The following is an 18121-nucleotide window of genomic DNA, read 5'->3' on the forward strand; positions in this document are numbered from 1 at the left end:
ATATTTAAAGTTACTTCTTTAATTTGAAAAAAGTGTATAAAAATGAACAGTACAAAATACTCGAAAGAATATTATTGGCACTGAGAATAATATAATAATCGTTTTCTGACAGATTCGCTATCTGGTGCTGGATGATAAAGATAAATACAGAGACTGAGTAATAGAAGAAAATACTGGCATCTACAAGAAGAAAACGGTTCTGCAAAGATGTATTCTTAATCTCACGGATCAGGGTAAATCCGGAAAGACAGATAATGATAATATTGGAAACCACTTTCGCGATATCGGCATTTCCAGGATAGTCAAATCCATATTTCGAGATCATAAAACCTGCCGCGATCAGTGCGGTACCTCCAAGAACAGATTTTGGTAAGTCCAGTTTTCTGATAAATAAACCAGTCAGTAGAAAAAACTCTCCTGCAATGTACAAAGGATAAAGAAATGAAGTATCATTCAATCTGAAGATATAAGGCAGAGCAAGATTCAGCAGCTCAATAAAAAAAAGAAAAGCAATACAATGAAAATACTGCTTTTCTTTATGATTTAATATGCGGTATTTTGCTGCTCCCAGCAGTATAACAGATAGGAGCAGTGCATAATTCAGGAATAAAATTGCCTTATAAAGTCCAGCCATTCCTTAGTTTATCATTTTTAAAATTCGCCTCCAACTTCTACATCCGGTATACGGCAGATCGGCGGACATGGTTTTGCCCAGTCGTAAGTATTGGAAATTGATTCGGCTCCAAGTTCTGCACTCCTAAGATTTTCACGGAAAGAGATAAAAATAAGCGTTACCAACATTTTCCCGTAAATGTCATTGTATCTGATTCCAAAAGAACAGGTAATACCTGCTAAACCATCATCTGAAAGGCAAAGGTCTGCTGTAGGAACATAGAATTTTCTGAAAATTCCACTTCCTTGATTTTCTCTGGTCTCTTTATAAAACCAATCCATCCCTTGATTTCTCCAGCGTTCAATAGCATCTACGGCTTTATCCTGCTCAAGAATTGGGGTATTGGAAACCGGAAGTCCCATATTGGCATTTTTTTCCATGCTCTCAAGATCTTTAGACAGAACCGCATTTCTAATAAGCGTATATTCTTGGATTTCCTGGAGTCTCAGATCTTTTTCCAGCTCGGTAAGGAAGCTGTATGGATATTCTTTTACATCTATTTTTACCCCATCGTTATTCATAGGATAAAAGATAAGAATCAATCGGTCTCTGTAAATTCCTACTGCCGCACAGAAGTCTTTATAATCCTTAAACCCCTTCATCCATTCAAGGTGCTCTCTGGAAATATTAAAAACATAGTTGGTAGGGATAAGTTTTTGAATTTTGGAAAAGTCAGCAAGAGATGCTTTCCACTGGTTTGACGCTGCTCTACATTCTTCTACAGGCAGCATATAGTCTACAATGTTTAATGTTGACATAAGCATAGTTTTTAGTCGTATAAAAATATACAAACTAAACATGCTATGCAAGAGGATTTTAATTAATAATTTTTCACAGTAATATGATAACAGCTCTGTTGCTTCTCTTTGATATAATATATTCTACCAGCCTTCTCATAATACTTTAAAACTTTCTCCAGAGCAGCTTCCATTTTCGGATTGTATTTTAAAACATTGTTGAACCTAATATAAGAAATGTCAAAAGAGTTCCCATAATTATGAGAACTAATTCCTAATGAGGCATTAGAATTCACTCTTCTCAGCCTGCACTGGTCTTCAAGAGTTCTGGTAATGGAGGAAACAGTAAATGTACCGCCTTTTGTGTCCTTGCTGAACTTGGAACCTATTTTTTCCAAGGTAGTTTTTGCTTTGGATACCATATAAGCCCTACTATAATCAAGTCTCTGAACCTGATATCCTTTACCGGATTTTTTTATTTTGTGGAATTTCCCTTTGTTGATATATTTCTGTATGGTTTTGGAATCTTTCAGCAATTGTACCCCAAAACTCTTTGAGGCATCAAGATGAGGTTTATAAAGTGGCGTAGGCTCAACCTTCAATACAGTGGCAAGATCATAGCAGGGAAAAGCTTTTTTAGCTGTCTGCGAATAATGTAAACTATAAATAAAAGGTACAAAGACCACACAAAGAAACTTTCTCATTCACCATCCTTTAAAATTACAAATGAAAGATAAAACATTTATGTTATATCTTTCAAAACCTACGATAATACTCTCTAAATAAATCCCAAACAAACTTTACACCAAATTACAGATTTTGCAATTTTTGTTCCCACTTTTTTGAAATATTTTTTCAGTTTTTGCTTTTTACTTTAAGATTTAAATTTTACATTTGAGATACTTTAAACAATAAACAACATGATAAAAAAACTTTTCGCTGAATTTTTCGGCACATTTTGGCTTGTTTTCGGAGGGTGTGGAAGCGCTGTTTTCGCAGCTGGTGTTCCAGACATTGGCATCGGACTTTTAGGAGTTGCCTTGGCCTTCGGTCTTACTGTTCTTACGATGGCTTACGCTGTGGGTCATATCTCAGGAGGGCATTTTAATCCGGCTGTTTCTTTCGGACTTTTAGCGGGAGGAAGATTTCCTGCAAAAGACCTTGTTCCTTACATTGTAGCCCAGTGTCTGGGAGCAATTGTAGCAGCAGGATGCCTATATACGATCCTTAACGGTGCCGGAGCGGTGGAATTCTCAAAACCCGGAGATTTCGCCACAAACTTTTACGGAGAGGCCGTTTACAATGGAAAAGCTTTCAGTATGGGAGCTGCATTTCTTGCTGAATTCTTACTCACTGCTTTTTTCCTAATTGTAATCATGGGAGCTACAGACAAATGGGCTAACGGTAAATTTGCCGGTCTTGCCATTGGTCTTGCTCTTACTTTGATTCACCTGATTTCTATCCCGATTACGAATACTTCTGTAAACCCTGCAAGATCACTTTCTCAGGCAGTCTTTATGGGAGGAATTGCGATGTCACAGCTTTGGCTGTTCTGGGTAGCCCCAATTTTGGGAGGAGTTGTAGGCGGATTGATCTACAAGTTCTTACTTCAGAGAGATACTGCTGAAATTGCAGATTAGTTTTAAAATAATATCCCATTATAAAATCCTGTCAGGCGGCAGGATTTTTTTATTTTCTGATTTTGAATAAATTGCTTTGAAATTCTTTGTAAACGCAAAGATTTTATGAAGGAGAGCTTTTATTCAAGGGAGCAAAGTGGTTACGACTACATCGCTGATGAAGCTAATTGTAATGTTTGCTTAGTAAGAATCAATGAAATTGATTCCTTCTTTGCATCCTTAAGACATATCAATAAGAAATTAAACTTTGCGTTAAAAAAAATTTTTGATCTTATTTCAGTTTCTTGATTTCAAAAGGATTTTTGAAGATCAGTTCTTCGTGTTTTCCTTTGATTTCCATTTTACGCTGGAGAAGATTCAAAGCCATTTTTCTGATAAAAAGATCTTTATCATTTAACTTCCAGTAAGAATCTTCATGAAGCGGTTTAGGGTTGCGGATCAGATAAAATTCAGTTTCCCAGGTATCAACGTTATGATAGAATTCAATGATTCCGCAGTGTTCAGGGATAAGGACTGCATCTACCATTCCCATCGGGAGCAAGAAACTGAAAGCATTGCACATATAATCTCCACAGGAAATTTTATCATGTTTCAGAAATTTTTCTCCGGTATCTTTATTCAGGTATGATTTTTTGAAATCATTTTTAAAATCACTTTTTGAAAGTTTGATCTCTATTTCATGGCTTCCCCCATCTGAATCTATGATCAGAATATCCGCTTCCCAATCTGCCTGAAAATAATTCGTCAGTACAATTTCTTTTTCAAAATCGCAGTGTGAATGAATATAGGCATGTATAAGTTCTTCTATTTTGATCATGGGTAGATGGTAAAATGTACAATGTAAAAAGTATTAATGATAATGTCAGATTTAAAAGCAAACTTTAAGTCATCGTTAAAATTGACAAGCGAAGCGAATTGACCATTCACAATTGTCCTCTTATGTCCAAAATCATCAACTCACCAGCAGACTGCATCCTCTGATATCAGAATGGTCTATTCTTCCCAGTACCTGAAATTTATCTCCGACTATTTTTCCTAAATCCTGTGTGGCAATAAATGAACAGGAATGGGTGTTGGCAAGATCAATGATGTTAATAGCTCCTGTACGTCCTTCTTTTTCGTAAGCTAAAGGATCTTCTGCATTTCGAACCATAATTCTCATCCAGTTTGGACATTCATATTCGTTATTTCCAAGGGAATAAGCCTGTGAAAGCAACTCTGTCATAGAGTATTCCGAATAGATTTTGTCTGTTTTAAGTCCTTCCTGCAAGATTTTCAACAATTCATCCTTTGTCATTTCTTCCTTTCGTCCTTTCATACCACCGGTTTCTATCACCACTAAATTTTCAGGAAAATTTAGAGATTCTTCGCTTTGCTCAGAATGACAGTAATCCAGAAAGTCTAATAAGGCAAAAGAAACTCCGAAAAGAATAACTTTTTTACCCTGCAGTGTATTCAAAAGCTCAAAGAGTTCGGAATGATTATAAAGGAAATATCCGTTTTCCGGTTTGGCAGATTTCTTCATCAGATAATCTACCATATAGATCAGTGATGAATTTTGTTTCTCAAGATAACTTGGGAGTAAACCCAGAAAAATAAAGTCTTCCGGTTTTCCGATAAACTGTTCAAAACTTTTATAAATGCTTTCTTCATAAAGATCCGGATCTGCTATGAAATGTTTGGAAAGATTCATCTGGGTGGTTCCTGAACTCTGAAAGAAAAGATCTGCAGCAGCATTTTTATCCAGAATCTGATGGTTTTTAAACATTTCAATAGGCAGGAAAGGAATCTTTACCAGACTGTCCACCTCATCGGGGTTAACCTTCAGAAAATCAACAAATTTCCTGTATATTTCAACATTTTCATATTGATAACGAAATGTTTTCAATGATGCATTCAGGAAATCCTGTTCAGTTTGTATGTTGAATATATTATTTAATTCCATAACTTTTTCCAACCTTACAACTACCTCATTACAAAGTAGTTACATAAGCAATATATTGATATTTAATAATTTTTTAATGTATGAAACCTATTTTGGTAGACTTATTGCAATTATCTAAACGGAATATGGATTAAAAACAAGAATGGGTTTTCCACCCGTTCGAAAGTTACCTCTTTTAGGGGTAATTTTTTTTGCTTTATTTTTCAAAAGTCCTGAGTTCAAAATCCTTTTCAAAAACCCCATAAGTGAAATAGGAAATCCAGTCTCCAAGATTGATATATTTTGCATTCTGTTCCAGATCCAGCACCATTGGCAAATGCCTGTGTCCGTAGATAAAGTAATCAATCTTCTGCGTTTTCAGCTTTTCTTTGGAATAAATAATCAGAAATTCTTTATCTTCTCCAAGGAATGCTTTGTCTTCTTCTCCGGAGATCATTTTATTTTTTTGGGACATATACAAAGCAATTTTCATTGCAATATCCGGATGAAGCCATTTGAAGAACCATTGTGCCACAGGGTTTGTGAATAGTTTTTTCATTCTTTTATATCCTTTGTCTCCGGGTCCTAATCCATCTCCATGAGCCAGCAGAAACTGCTTCCCTCCCATTTCAAAATATTGTTTCTGGTAGAATACCGTGCACCCAATCTCTTCTTCCAGATAATCTTTCATCCAGAGATCATGGTTTCCGACAAAGAAATAAATGTGAATTCCCCGGTCTTTCAATTCTGCAATTTTTCCAAGCACGCGCACGTACCCTTTAGGAATAACATGCTTCCATTCGTGCCAGAAATCAAAAAGATCACCCATTAAAAATAAAACCTGAGCATCTTCTTTGATCTCGTCCATCCAGCGTATAAACTTCTCCTCACGCACCTTACTTTCCTTGGGTGTAGGAGCTCCAAAATGCTGATCCGAAGCAAAGTATACTTTTTTTCCAGGCTCTAAATTAATTGTTGTTTTTAGCACTTTCTGAGTTTTGTGGGATAAAATTATTGATTATCTTCTGCAAACCATTCTCCATAAGAGTTTTCTGTCTCATGAAGCTTAAGATAAGCTAAAGAAATTCCTTCAGGAAGTCTTGATTTGATTTTAGCAGCAATGGCATATAACATGTTTTCACAGGTTGGCTGGAAGCTGCAATAGATTACTTTATGTCCCTTCTGCTCAAGATCATCTCCTAATTCTTTGTGAGGAGACAGGGCATTGACAAGAACCGCATGGTCCCATACATCTACGATTTCAGACTTTACGATACTTTTAATATCTCCGAAATCTACCACCATTCCATTTTTAGGATTTTCAATATCATTGATCGGTTTTCCTTTCACTGTTACAAACAGCTTATAAGAATGTCCATGCATATTTTTACACTTCCCATCGTAGTTGTAAAGTACGTGAGCCGTTTCGAATGTAAAAATTTTTGTAATACGTATCATAGTACAAAGATATGATAAAACAGCTTAATACAGAAGAGACTGTTTCTATTACAACGATTTTACCTATTCTTTTTAATCAATTTTTAACGTTAAATTATTATCCTGAGATCCATCTACATTGATTGCATTGGAAGGTACAGAAAGCCAACCGTTTTTATTCATTATAAATTTAAACTGGTAAGTCTTTCCTTTTTCGAACTTAGATGTTGGGATTGACAGTTCAAAAGTATTATTCTTTTTCAGACTCATCTGAAATACTTTATCATCAGGATTCCAGTCATTAAAAGAGCCTGCCACTGAAATATTCTTGATCAGCTCTGTGCTTTGTTTTTCAGGAAACTGATAGGAAAAAATAACAATGTCTTTTTCTTTTCGGTAGCCGTAAATTTCTTTTTTACGTCCGGGATAAACAAAAGATTCGGTTCTTGTATATTCCTCTGCCAGCGTATATGGGTTCAGCAACTGTTTATCCATGATGCCTGCAATCTGGTTGACCATGGTATAAAAAACAGGAAAGGTTTTATATCCACTGGACATCAACACGATAGACATATTCTGGTCCGGATAAATTCTGTATGCACTAACATTTCCACCTGAAAAGTGATATGATTTTATGTTATTAAAAGTTGACATATCCCAGCCGTGGGTAAATTTGATATCTTTATTTTTATATTCAAAAGGTTTCCACATCAGGTCTTGTGTGGAAGGTTTCAGGAAATCATTCTTACTAAGATGGATACTCCATTCTAAAAAAGCAGGCAGCGTAATAGCCAATCCATTGGCAGAGTGAGCTCTTCTTCCTTCCACAAAGGTAGATTTATCATAGTGATGGGTATCATTGTTGTAGATATACTTTACAATTCTGTTCGGAATTTTCTCCATAGAATCAGAGGAGAATACCACTTGATTTTGGGAGTCTGAGAACTGATTTTCTGTGATATAGTCTTCAAATTTCTCACCCGTTATTTTTTCAATGATCATGGTGATCAGCATGTAATTTGTCTGATTGTATCTATAATCACTTCCTGTTTCAAATTCCATTTTTTCTTTTGACAACCGCTCAATAACTTCAGCATTGGGAGCATCTATGGAAATATCACTGAAACGAATCCAATCCGGCAGCCCTGAAGAATGAGAAACAAGATTTTTTACCTGAACATTTTGCCAGTCTGTTGGTACATTGTCAATATATTTTGAAATTTTATCTTCCAGGGATACTTTCCCTTGTTCAACAAGCTTAAAAAGGCCAATATTTGACATCAGTTTTGTAGTAGAATATACCCTGAACATGGAATTGGAATCTACTTTTTTATCACTTTCCAGCGTTTCTGTTCCATAATATTTCTGAAAAGTTACTTTATTATGGGTTACGATTCCTACCGCTATTCCCGGTATTTCATTGATTTGAATAACCTTTTTTATATAGTTATCAATAGCTTTTGACTGTTCTGCCGTCTGGCTGTAACCCGTAAAGAAAAAACTTGAAAATAATAGAGTTAAAACAGATGATTTCATGGAGATGTTTGTTTGATGTTTCCTTATTAAAAACAACTATGTTTCTTATTATATTACATTAGGAAAAAGATTATCTGTAGTTCTTGGTTTTAACTTGTCTGTTTCAAAACCTAATTCATTCAAATAATCAAATCCGTTTTGTATTTCCATTGAATTGAAGCCCGACCATCCATTTTTTAATCCTAACAAAATAAACTGTTTGATGTATTGTGGCTTATTGAGATTTACCTCATCTTCTGAACACGTGATTTTATTCATCAGCTTCACCCCTGACTTTAAAGGCTGTCCCATAATACAATCATCCACAGTCATACATTTAATGATTAAAGGAGTTTGTTTTTGTCCCTTAAAAAAAACTTTTACCGTCAAAGTATTAGTTTTAGTTTCGGAATGATATTGATCGGAAACTGAATACAAGTATTCTACAACATTGATGGTTATTTTTCTTAACTTACTTTTCATTACCTCGTTTTTCTACCAAGCTATTTCAAACATTATTTTATCATTTTTTCAAATATGTTAATGACTTTGTACTCTTTGTCTTTAATCATAATATCATAAATTCCTTTATCCAGAATTAAAAAACGATTGTCTTTGGAAGTGTTGAGCTCAATGATATCAGCAGGAATTCCTTTTTGTTCAAACTCTCCCTTTCTGTATGCTAACACCAAAACCGGATAGCTGGAAACTTTAGAAACCGGAATCTTATAAAATTTTCTGTTTTTATTCAGCATCCAATCTGGTCTGCCTTTACTATATTGTGTAACGGGATGAATGATTTTAATATCGGTATACAAATCTTTGTCTTCACCATTATATATTTCCTGGTTTTCATCTTTTAAAACAACAGGAACAGTATTACGTACCAATCTTAATAGCGGTTCATTATACTTCAGATTGCTTTTTTCTGAAAACTGAGTCTGATCAATGGTAAACGGATTAATCCCTGTTAAATCCGAAAGCCTTCCTGCCATTGTTTTCTCCCATGATTTATGAATTCCTTCATAAGCATGTTGATATCCGCAATAGATCAGATATTTCCCGTCTTTGTTTTTCTTCATAAAATTGAAGATATTCTGTGCTTCTCCAATTTCCCTTTCTTTATTATTTCCTTCAGCCTCGTATGGAAAAAGGGTAAACCCAATTTTCAGAGCATTATAAATAAAATTCCCGAATTCAGGTTCTTTGGAATAATATCCACTGCTGAGGGTTGCAAACTTTTTGCTGTTTAAAGAATCATTCGCTAATGTTTCAATTCCTAAATACCGATATCCTTTGTCATATAAACCCTGAAGTAAAGAAGAGGCAAAGTTTCTGTGGCTTGCATTGTGATGAGCTTCATTAATGATAACAATCTGTTCATTCACTGCTTTTTCCAAAATATAATCTTTTGCCTTAACAGGATTTAATTTTGTAAACTTCAAGCTATCGGTCGCACTTAGTTTTTTAACCCTTCCAAAAGTTATATCCCAACTTTCCAGTGCAGGTTTATATTGTCCGCTTATTGAATAATACGTTGCTGCCATCTGGCTTCTCCATGACTGACTTTGAGTGGAGTCTGCCACCTTTTTTTTAATATCATCGGTAAACCAGTAGGGATTTTCCTGACTATAACCTGCTATGCTCAGCAATAGCAAAGCCAGTGAAGAAAAGAATTTCATGTGTATTTAGTTTTTGATTGATAATTACTATCTGTAAGCAACAAATTTAGAGCCAATAACATAAGAGGTTGGACTCTATTCATTTCTTTATAAGTTATTCACAAATCTTGACTTGTTTATAGTTACCTTATTTTTAAAAGCTTTATAAATGTGGTATTGATTAATATTATTCTGAGTAATCAAAATAGGTTCAGCATTATTCTCAATCACAATTTTAGAATATCCCAGATCGGATGAAAATGCATTTGAATTCCAAGAATAATACAACTCAACTGCTTTAATCTTTTCAAAATCTATTTTTCTCTCTTTTCTACTCCGTTTATCCAAGACTATAATTTGTTTTTCTAAAGGATCAATTCTAACTTCTTCCCGTAAGTTCTTTAGGTAATATTTTCTTCTGATTAATGCAGTTCCCAAAAAGAGATAAGTAAGAAAAGAAAACAGAAAAATAGGAATAGTAAAGGAAAATATATTTGATAACGAAACGTCATTCCACTCCAGAATCATTTTACGTAAAATGGCACCAGAAATAAAAATGGTAAAACACAGATAAAAATACCCAAATATCAAATTGCTTAAAATTTTATTCTTCTTGTATTCAAACTCCATGATAATATTTTAATCAGTCTATTACTTTTCTTTCGTTATTAAAAAAACTTCTCCAGCCAGTCATGATCCAGTCGTTTGATTTTCTTGGTTTCAGGATCAAACAAAATCCAGAGTGTACTGGAGGCTACCACAAGTTCATCATTGCAATAAAATTCAACTTTCCTTGGCTGCTTGGCTCCCTCAGGAGTCATGGGATAAGTTCTTACGGTGATGATATCATTCAGATAAACCTGCTTTTTATATTGAATATGATGATCCAGAAGCATCCAGGCATCGTTGATATATTCGGTTTTATGTTTTAAAAGATCCCAGTGCTCAGCAGCTACTTCTTCCACCCAGTGCACATACTGTACATTATTCACATGGTTATTCTGATCAATATGTTCTTCTGTTACTCGTATCTGTTTTTCGTACATTAAGTTCATTCTCCTGAAAGTTTACTCAAATTTATCATTTTAAAACAGAACTGTCTTCATCCTTTCCTACACTTTTCTGCATAAAAAAACGGAATCATACGTTATGATTCCGTTACAATATTCAGTATAATGAAATTCTTATTTAGATTTTCCCGCAGGTTTTGCAGGCGCTGCTGTAGCTCCTAATTTACTTTTCACAAGAGCAGTGATATCCTCACTTCCATCGTTGTAAACAAGATTATTAGATTCCTGTGATGCCACATCAAATATATAATTCAGACCTCTTTCTTTGGCAGCAGAGGAAATAGCAGATCTTACTTTTTGCTGTAGAGGAGTTAGCAATTCACTTTGTTTAGCAGCAATATCTTTACCTGCCTGTGCTCTAGCCTCTTCTATCTTCTTACCAATACCTTGCAGTTCTGTTTGTGCAGCGATAAGTTCTTTAGTCACCGCTTCTTTATTAGCTTCACTCAGAGTTTTCTCTTTATCTTTTGCCGCTTTCAGTTTGTTCTGATATTCAGTAATCAGTTTTTCAATTTCCGTCTGCTTGGTTTTAGTTAGATTATCAATAGTGGTACCTATAGTTTTTGCTTCGGGTAAACTTGCAAAAATTTCATCAGTATTCACGCTTCCAATCTTCTGTTGGGCTTTCGCAGCATTTGCAGTAAGTGTTAATCCTAATGTAATAAAAAGTACTTTGATTAAATTCATTTTTAATATTTTTTTTCGTCCTCAAATATAATTCAAATTTTCATTATTTATCATGGGGATTTTTCATTTATCATTTCATTACCCGAATGAGACTTAAAACCGAACTTAATCACCATCAATACAGAAAAACCTCCCCACAACAGAGAAGGTTTAACATCAAAAAAATATGGAAAAAATGACTAATGGAATTGTGCGGTTTCTGTAGAATCTTTCATTGCTACAGTGGCTGAAGAGCCATTGGTAACAATATTCTGTATTTCATCAAAATACCCTGTTCCTACAAAAGACTGATGCTTCACTGCTCTGAATCCTTTCTGCTGTAATGCAAACTCACGCTCCTGAAGTTCTGAATATCCCGCCATTCCTCTTTCTTTATATGCTAATGCCAGTTCAAACATAGCTGTATTCAGCGCATGGAATCCTGCCAGCGTAATAAACTGAAATTTATATCCCATTTTAGCCAGTTCCTCACGGAAAGTAGACATTTCTTCTACGCTCAGCCTTGCAGCCCAGTTAAATGAAGGAGAACAGTTGTAAGCCAGCATTTTTCCTGGGAATTTTGCATGAATTCCTTCTGCAAATCTTCTTGCCTGCTCCAGATCAGGATTTGAGGTTTCCATCCAGATCAGGTCTGCATACGGAGCATAGGATAAACCTCTGTCGATCCCCTGTTCTACTCCGTTTTTCACTACATAAAATCCTTCGGAAGTTCTTTCTCCCGTTACAAATTTCTTATCTCTGTCATCAATATCAGAAGTCAGTAAATCTGCAGCATCCGCGTCTGTTCTTGCAATAATAAGGCTCGGAACTCCCAGTACATCGGCAGCCAGACGAGCAGCAATCAGTTTATTTATAGCTTCCTGAGTGGGTACTAATACTTTTCCTCCAAGATGTCCACATTTTTTTGCGGAAGAAAGCTGATCTTCAAAATGAACGGCAGCTGCACCAGCTTCAATCATCTGTTTCATTAGTTCAAAAGCATTCAGATTTCCACCAAAGCCCGCTTCTGCGTCTGCAATAATGGGTACCAGATATTCTTTATTTCCTGTTCCGCTCACAGATTGTACCTGATCTGCTCTCAATAAAGCATTATTTATTTTCTTTACAACAGAAGGCACTGAATTGGCAGGATACAAGGACTGATCGGGATACATTTCTCCTGATAAGTTAGCATCTGCAGCTACCTGCCAGCCTGAAAGATAAATAGCTTCCAGTCCCGCATCTACCTCCTGTACTGCCTGATTGCCTGTCAATGCGCCAAGTCCTGCCACATAATCCTGGGTATTTAATTTATCCCAGAATTTTTTGGACATTTCTGTAGCAATTGTATAATCTATGGTATAAGATCCGCGAAGTTTTAAAACTTCTTCTGCCGTATAAGGTCTTTTTACCCCATTCCAGCGTGGATTTGTCAGCCAATCTTGCTCCATAGCCTGGATTTGTTCTTGTCTTGTTTTCATAATATTTGGATTTTGTTTGATTAGATTTGAGATTAATTTTATTGCTAGTTTCTGATTCCATGGTTAATTGGTTTTCAACCAGCAACTATAAAACCAGCAGCCAACATTTTTCCTAAATAAAAGGATATGCTTTAAGGGTCAGAAATTCTTCAAATTTTTCAGAGAAAATCAATTCATTGAAAAGTTCTTTGGCAAGATTAAATTTCCCGTTTTGGAAACGAAATTCCCCCACATACTTTTCAATATTGTCCATTTCTTCTTTTTCCCACTGCAAAATCATACTTCGGGTTAATGTTCTGTCATCACTCAGTACCGCTTCATTTTTTAGCCATTGCCAAATCTGGGTTCTTGAAATCTCTGCAGTGGCAGCATCTTCCATCAGATTATAAATGGCGGCAGCACCCGTTCCCATCAGCCAGCTTTCAAGGTAAAGAATTCCTACATTGATATTTTTTCGGACCCCTTTCTCTGTGATCTCTCCTTTGGGAATTTCCAACAGGTCGCTTTCCGTTATATGGTATTCAAATTTTTTATCGATCTGATTTTTGGAAGGCATATATTGATCAAAAATTTCTTTAGCGACAGTCACTAAGGCCGGATGTGCCACCCAGGTTCCGTCATGACCATTTTTCACTTCCCGTTCTTTATCATTTCTTACTTTCTCAAAAGCAGCATTATTAGCTTCATCATTATCTTTTACAGGAATCTGCGCGGCCATTCCACCGATAGCATGTACATTTCTTTTATGACATATTTCTATCACTCTTTTTGAATAAGCACTCATAAAAGGAGAACTCATGGTCACCTGATCTCTGTCCGGAACAATAAATTCAGGAAGATTTCTGAACTTTTTAATGTAAGAGAAAATATAATCCCATCTGCCACAATTCAGCCCTGCACTGTGTTCTTTTAATTCAAATAAAATTTCATCAATCTGAAATGAGGCAGTAATGGTTTCGATTAAAACAGTGGCTTTAATCGTTCCTTCCGGAATTCCCAGATAATTTTGAGCAAAAACAAAAACCTCATTCCACCAGCGTGCTTCTTTATAATGTTCCAATTTTGGAAGATAAAAATAAGGGGCACTTCCTTTTTCCAAAAGCGGTGTTGCATTTCTGAAAAAATACATTCCAAAATCAATCAGTGAACCGGAAGTTTTCTCTCCATTGATTTCAATATGCTTCTCCGGAAGATGAAGACCGCGTGGACGAACCTGTAAAACCGCAGTTTTTTCATGAAGAGTATATGCTTTTCCTTTTTCGTTGACAAAATCAATAGTACGGTTAATCGCATCAGAAAGATTAATCTGCCCCTGAATACAGTTTTCCCATACCGGCGAAGTGCTATCTTCAAAATCAGCCATAAATGTAGATGCTCCGGAATTCAGGGCATTGATAATCATCTTACGGTCCACAGGTCCGGTAATTTCTACTCTCCTGTCCAGCATATCGTCAGGAAGCGGAGCACATACCCAATTTCCGTTTCGGATTTCTGCTGTTTCTTTTAAGAATTCCGGAAGTTTTCCTTCATCAAGATGTTCCTGTATGTTTTTTCTTTCTTCTAAAAGTTCAAGCCTTTTATGATTGAAATTCTGATGAAGTGCAATCAGAAAATCTACCAAATCAGGAGTAAATATTTCCTCAAACTGCTTCTGTGCCTTAATTTCTAATTGAGTCTTAGTTTCCATAACTTATTGATTTTGTGATTTGATGTTACAAACATAAATAAAAATTTTCACAAACAGCGAACGTTCGCTAAATTTATTTAAAATTTTATTATGCGAATAATCGCATCTATTTATTTATATTTGAGTAATGAATTCAGAAAGCGACTTTATCAAAACAGTTTTTGGGCTAAAACTGAAACAGCAGAGACAAAAGAAAAACTGGTCTTTGCAGGATCTTGCTGTAAAGACAGGATTATCAAAGTCTTACCTCAACGAGATTGAAAACGGAAAAAAATATCCCAAGCATGATAAAATCATTCAGCTTTCTGATGCTTTGAATTGCACTTTTGATGATCTGGTTTCCACCAAGCTTGATAAAAGTCTTGCTCCTTTCAATGAAATCCTGCAGTCTGATTTCTTTAAAGAAGTTCCGCTGGAACTGTTTGGGATCAATAAAAATAACCTGATCAGCATTATCAGTGATGCCCCTAAAAAAGTAACTGCTTTCATCAATGCATTGATTGAAATTTCCCAGAATTATAATTTGGGAAAGGAAAGATTTTATTTTGCGGTATTAAGATCATTCCAGGAGTTGTACGATAATTATTTCCCGGAAATTGAGGAAAAAGTAAGGGTATTTATCCTGGAAAACCAGTTACAAATCGGAAAAAATTTAAAATCTGAAGTGCTGGAAAAAATTCTTATAGAAAAGTTCAGTTATACCATTCAATCTGAAGATTTTGAAAAATACGGAACGCTGGATAATCTCCGGTCGCTTTTTATTCCGGAGAAAAAACTATTGCTATTGAACCAAAAACTTGAGAAGGATCAGAAAACTTTTATCCTTGCAAAAGAAATTGGATTCAATGTTCTGGAATTAAAAATCCGCCCGAACACTTATTCCTGGCTTGATTTTGGTAGTTTTGAAGAAATTCTGAATAACTTTTACGCTTCTTATTTCGCAGGAGCTCTGCTAATTTCAAAACAACCTGTTATTGAAAAAACTTCTGAGTTCTTTCAGCAAAATACTTGGGAACCTAACCATTTCGAGAATCTTATCAACAGCTTTACCCTCTCCCCTGAAACTTTTTATTACCGACTTACCAATATTCTTTCGGCTGAAATGGGAATCAAAGATCTGTTTTATTTATGCCTGGTAAAAAAGAAAAATTCAGATAAAATTCAGATTTTAAAAGAGCTCCACCTGAACCATCAGCAAGCTCCTCATGCCAATGCAATGAACGAACATTATTGCAGAAGATGGATTGCCGTGAAAAATCTTGATGATTTAAAAGAAAATGAAACTCTGACAGATGCTCAGATCTCACATTACAAAGATCAGGGAATAAGTTATCTGGTTATTTCCACCTCACAGAGAAATCCTTTTTCGGATGGAAGCAACAGAAGTTATTGTCTGGGGATTTTATTGAATACTCAAACGATCAAAAAAATAGGCTTCATCAAGTCTCCTTCTTTAAAAACGATCAATGTAGGTGTTACTTGTGAATCATGCAGTATTGCCGATTGTGAAGTAAGGCAAGCTCCTCCGGTAAGGCTGGAAAAGGAACATTTTAATCTGAGCATGAAAAGCTCTGTGGAAAAGATAAGGAAGAGGTTTGAGAATTAAAGGGTGAAGGTGAATGGTGAATCGTCAATTTGCTTCGCTTGTGAATTTTTAATAGGTTTTGAGATACGTGATACGTGTTTTAAATCCAAGAATAATACGTTAATCTTAAACGCAGAGTTCGCAAATTTTTCTAATATTTTATAGTTTTTCGTGCGCTATGGCGTTTCACTCAGCAAAGAAAAGTCTGCCCCATCTGCTTAATGAAATGCCTTTGCGAAAAAATAAATGGTGTAGATTAATAAACATTGCGAACATTAGCGTTAACAATTATTCACTATTACCTTCGGGGAGCAAAAGTTGATTAGTGCCAGTACAAAACTAAATGATGAATGGTGAATCGTCAATTCGCTTCGCTTGTGAATTTTTAATACTGTTATGAAGTATTCGTTTATGAAATTTTTCGCCTTCAATTCACTTACGAAGTAAAATTGACCATTGACTTAATTGACTTTTATTTTCTATCTTAGTACAAAACACATTTATGATATTAGACTTATTGTTTCCGAACCATTGCATCCATTGCAACAGAATCATTGATCCTGAACTTTTGATATGTGATCTTTGCCTTACCCAGATTCATTTTACCCATTATAATTATTTCGAAAGCAATCCGATCAAAGAAAAATGCAGTTTATTTTTTCCGGTTGAAAACGCATATGCTTTAATACAGTTTGAAGAGGAAGGCTTAAGTCGGCAGATTGTTCATGAGCTAAAGTACAAAAGCAGGGAAAAGGCAGGAAAAATTCTTGCAGACTGGACCATCGAACGCCTGGAATTCAAGGATGAAAAACCTGATTTATTGATGAGCGTACCCCTTCACCCCAAGAAACTCAAGGAACGCGGATACAATCAACTTCATTTATTCACAGAAACTTTATCTTCATTTTACAACATTCCTTTTAATCATCAACTCATTAAAAGAAATCATTATTCAAAAGCACAGGCTTTAAAGGATAAGCAACACAGACTGGAATCTGTCAATACATTCTCCATCACTCAACCTATTACCGGAAAGCATATTCTTTTGATTGACGATGTTTTCACTACAGGAAATACCGTTTCGTCTGTAGCATGGGAGATTTTAAATGCAGGAAACAATAAAGTGAGTGTTTTGGTAATGGCTGTGGATATTTGATGCGGGATGCGAGTTACGAGGTTCGAGGTTCGAGTTTCGAGAAGGAAAGATATAGGGTGAAAAATTCAGAGTACGAGGTGCGGGATTCACGGTTCTTGTTTTGAGACTACATTCAAAATACTCTTAAACACCCAACATTTCTTGATTAATCGATTTTCATCATTCAATTCTTTTTCCTAATTTTCCGGAAACTAAACCACTATGCCAAATCTGCTTTTACTGCACGGAGCCTTAGGTCACAGCGACATTTTCAAACCTTATTTGAATACTTTATCCCAATATTTTACGGTACACACTCCTTTGTTTTCAGGGCATGGAGATCAGGAACTTCCTGCAGATGGCATTAACATTGGAAAATACACCCAAGAACTCTCCGAATACTGTAGAGTGAATACCTTAACAGATGTATCAATCTTCGGACATAGTATGGGAGGTTATGTTGCCCTTTGCTACGCAATGGAAAATCCTGAAAATGTAAATTCTATTATAACACTGGGAACAAAATTCGACTGGACTGAGGAACAGTCTTTGAAAGAAAGTAAAATGCTTAATCCGGATGTTATTCTTGAAAAAATTCCGCAGTATGCGCAACTTTTAGAATCCCAGCACGGAGCAAAATGGAAACAGCTTCTTCCTGCTATTGCTGATTTAATGATTGATTTAGGTAAAAATCCTCCTCTGGAAAATAATCTTGCTACGATTACTACTCCAACTCAAATTATGGTAGGAGATAAAGATAACATGGTCACTATTGAAGAGAGTATGAGAGTTTACAGAAGTCTTCCAAACGGAAAATTGGCCGTACTTCCGGACACAAAGCATCCTATGGATAAAGTACGACCCAATTTATTATTGAATTTAATTAAAGATTTCTGGAATCTTTCTTAAG

General features: G+C 35.5%; 19 protein-coding genes. 4 read left to right on the plus strand and 15 right to left on the minus strand.

The annotated features are described in order from the left end of the window. Positions 1 to 10: 10 nt before the first annotated feature. From CQ022_RS10515 to CQ022_RS10525, 3 genes are all read right to left on the minus strand, one after another. On the minus strand, positions 11 to 634 hold the full coding sequence (locus tag CQ022_RS10515) for a hypothetical protein (RefSeq protein WP_105681348.1): 624 nt from the start codon (positions 632 to 634) through the stop codon (positions 11 to 13). Positions 635 to 651: 17 nt separating this feature from the next. Continuing rightward, on the minus strand, positions 652 to 1431 hold the full coding sequence (locus tag CQ022_RS10520; protein WP_228421522.1) for a hypothetical protein: 780 nt from the start codon (positions 1429 to 1431) through the stop codon (positions 652 to 654). A gap of 62 nt (positions 1432 to 1493) precedes the next feature. Continuing rightward, positions 1494 to 2114 (minus strand): DUF5715 family protein, encoded by a 621-nt coding sequence (locus tag CQ022_RS10525; RefSeq protein ID WP_105681350.1) that lies wholly within the window; start codon positions 2112 to 2114, stop codon positions 1494 to 1496. A gap of 219 nt (positions 2115 to 2333) precedes the next feature. Here CQ022_RS10525 and aqpZ point away from each other — a divergent pair, with 219 nt between their 5' ends. Then, positions 2334 to 3050, plus strand: a complete 717-nt coding sequence (gene aqpZ / locus CQ022_RS10530; protein ID WP_105681808.1) for an aquaporin Z — start codon at positions 2334 to 2336, stop codon at positions 3048 to 3050. A 271-nt stretch (positions 3051 to 3321) separates the two neighbouring features. Here aqpZ and CQ022_RS10540 read toward each other — a convergent pair whose 3' ends face one another. From CQ022_RS10540 to aceB, 12 genes are all read right to left on the minus strand, one after another. Further along, positions 3322 to 3867, minus strand: a complete 546-nt coding sequence (locus CQ022_RS10540; RefSeq protein WP_105681352.1) for a hypothetical protein — start codon at positions 3865 to 3867, stop codon at positions 3322 to 3324. 135 nt (positions 3868 to 4002) lie between these two features. Continuing rightward, positions 4003 to 4995 (minus strand): acyl transferase, encoded by a 993-nt coding sequence (locus CQ022_RS10545; RefSeq protein WP_105681353.1) that lies wholly within the window; start codon positions 4993 to 4995, stop codon positions 4003 to 4005. Positions 4996 to 5191: 196 nt separating this feature from the next. Then, positions 5192 to 5962 carry a UDP-2,3-diacylglucosamine diphosphatase gene (locus CQ022_RS10550; protein ID WP_105681354.1) on the minus strand — a complete coding sequence of 257 codons (771 nt, stop codon included), beginning with the start codon at positions 5960 to 5962 and terminating at the stop codon, positions 5192 to 5194. Positions 5963 to 5985: 23 nt separating this feature from the next. After that, positions 5986 to 6432, minus strand: coding sequence for a 6-pyruvoyl trahydropterin synthase family protein (locus tag CQ022_RS10555; RefSeq protein ID WP_047097353.1), 447 nt, complete (start codon positions 6430 to 6432; stop codon positions 5986 to 5988). 72 nt (positions 6433 to 6504) lie between these two features. Further along, positions 6505 to 7947, minus strand: a complete 1443-nt coding sequence (locus CQ022_RS10560) for a serine hydrolase (RefSeq protein WP_105681355.1) — start codon at positions 7945 to 7947, stop codon at positions 6505 to 6507. Positions 7948 to 7995: 48 nt separating this feature from the next. Further along, on the minus strand, positions 7996 to 8409 hold the full coding sequence (locus CQ022_RS10565; protein ID WP_105681356.1) for a hypothetical protein: 414 nt from the start codon (positions 8407 to 8409) through the stop codon (positions 7996 to 7998). A gap of 32 nt (positions 8410 to 8441) precedes the next feature. Continuing rightward, positions 8442 to 9608 (minus strand): hypothetical protein, encoded by a 1167-nt coding sequence (locus tag CQ022_RS10570; RefSeq protein WP_105681357.1) that lies wholly within the window; start codon positions 9606 to 9608, stop codon positions 8442 to 8444. A gap of 87 nt (positions 9609 to 9695) precedes the next feature. Further along, positions 9696 to 10217 (minus strand): hypothetical protein, encoded by a 522-nt coding sequence (locus CQ022_RS10575; protein WP_105720524.1) that lies wholly within the window; start codon positions 10215 to 10217, stop codon positions 9696 to 9698. 38 nt (positions 10218 to 10255) lie between these two features. Further along, a complete protein-coding gene (locus CQ022_RS10580; protein ID WP_105681359.1) occupies positions 10256 to 10642 on the minus strand; it encodes an acyl-CoA thioesterase in 387 nt (128 codons plus the stop codon). A gap of 129 nt (positions 10643 to 10771) precedes the next feature. Continuing rightward, a complete protein-coding gene (locus tag CQ022_RS10585) occupies positions 10772 to 11344 on the minus strand; it encodes an OmpH family outer membrane protein (RefSeq protein ID WP_105681360.1) in 573 nt (190 codons plus the stop codon). A 179-nt stretch (positions 11345 to 11523) separates the two neighbouring features. Then, complete coding sequence (gene aceA, locus CQ022_RS10590; RefSeq protein WP_105681361.1) at positions 11524 to 12804, minus strand: isocitrate lyase; 1281 nt, start codon at positions 12802 to 12804, stop codon at positions 11524 to 11526. Positions 12805 to 12916: 112 nt separating this feature from the next. Next, positions 12917 to 14491 carry a malate synthase A gene (aceB, locus tag CQ022_RS10595; protein WP_105681362.1) on the minus strand — a complete coding sequence of 525 codons (1575 nt, stop codon included), beginning with the start codon at positions 14489 to 14491 and terminating at the stop codon, positions 12917 to 12919. 127 nt (positions 14492 to 14618) lie between these two features. On the opposite strand from aceB, the gene CQ022_RS10600 reads away from it, so the two are divergent. From CQ022_RS10600 to CQ022_RS10610, 3 genes are all read left to right on the plus strand, one after another. Further along, positions 14619 to 16097 (plus strand): helix-turn-helix domain-containing protein, encoded by a 1479-nt coding sequence (locus CQ022_RS10600; protein ID WP_105681363.1) that lies wholly within the window; start codon positions 14619 to 14621, stop codon positions 16095 to 16097. A 481-nt stretch (positions 16098 to 16578) separates the two neighbouring features. Next, the gene (locus tag CQ022_RS10605) at positions 16579 to 17232 is read left to right on the plus strand and encodes a ComF family protein (protein ID WP_105681364.1); all 654 of its coding nucleotides are present in this window, start codon (positions 16579 to 16581) and stop codon (positions 17230 to 17232) included. Positions 17233 to 17433: 201 nt separating this feature from the next. Continuing rightward, positions 17434 to 18120 carry an alpha/beta fold hydrolase gene (locus tag CQ022_RS10610; RefSeq protein ID WP_105681365.1) on the plus strand — a complete coding sequence of 229 codons (687 nt, stop codon included), beginning with the start codon at positions 17434 to 17436 and terminating at the stop codon, positions 18118 to 18120. Position 18121: the final 1 nt, after the last annotated feature.

It is taken from the genome of Chryseobacterium culicis (assembly GCF_002979755.1).
GTDB classification, from domain to species: domain Bacteria; phylum Bacteroidota; class Bacteroidia; order Flavobacteriales; family Weeksellaceae; genus Chryseobacterium; species Chryseobacterium culicis_A.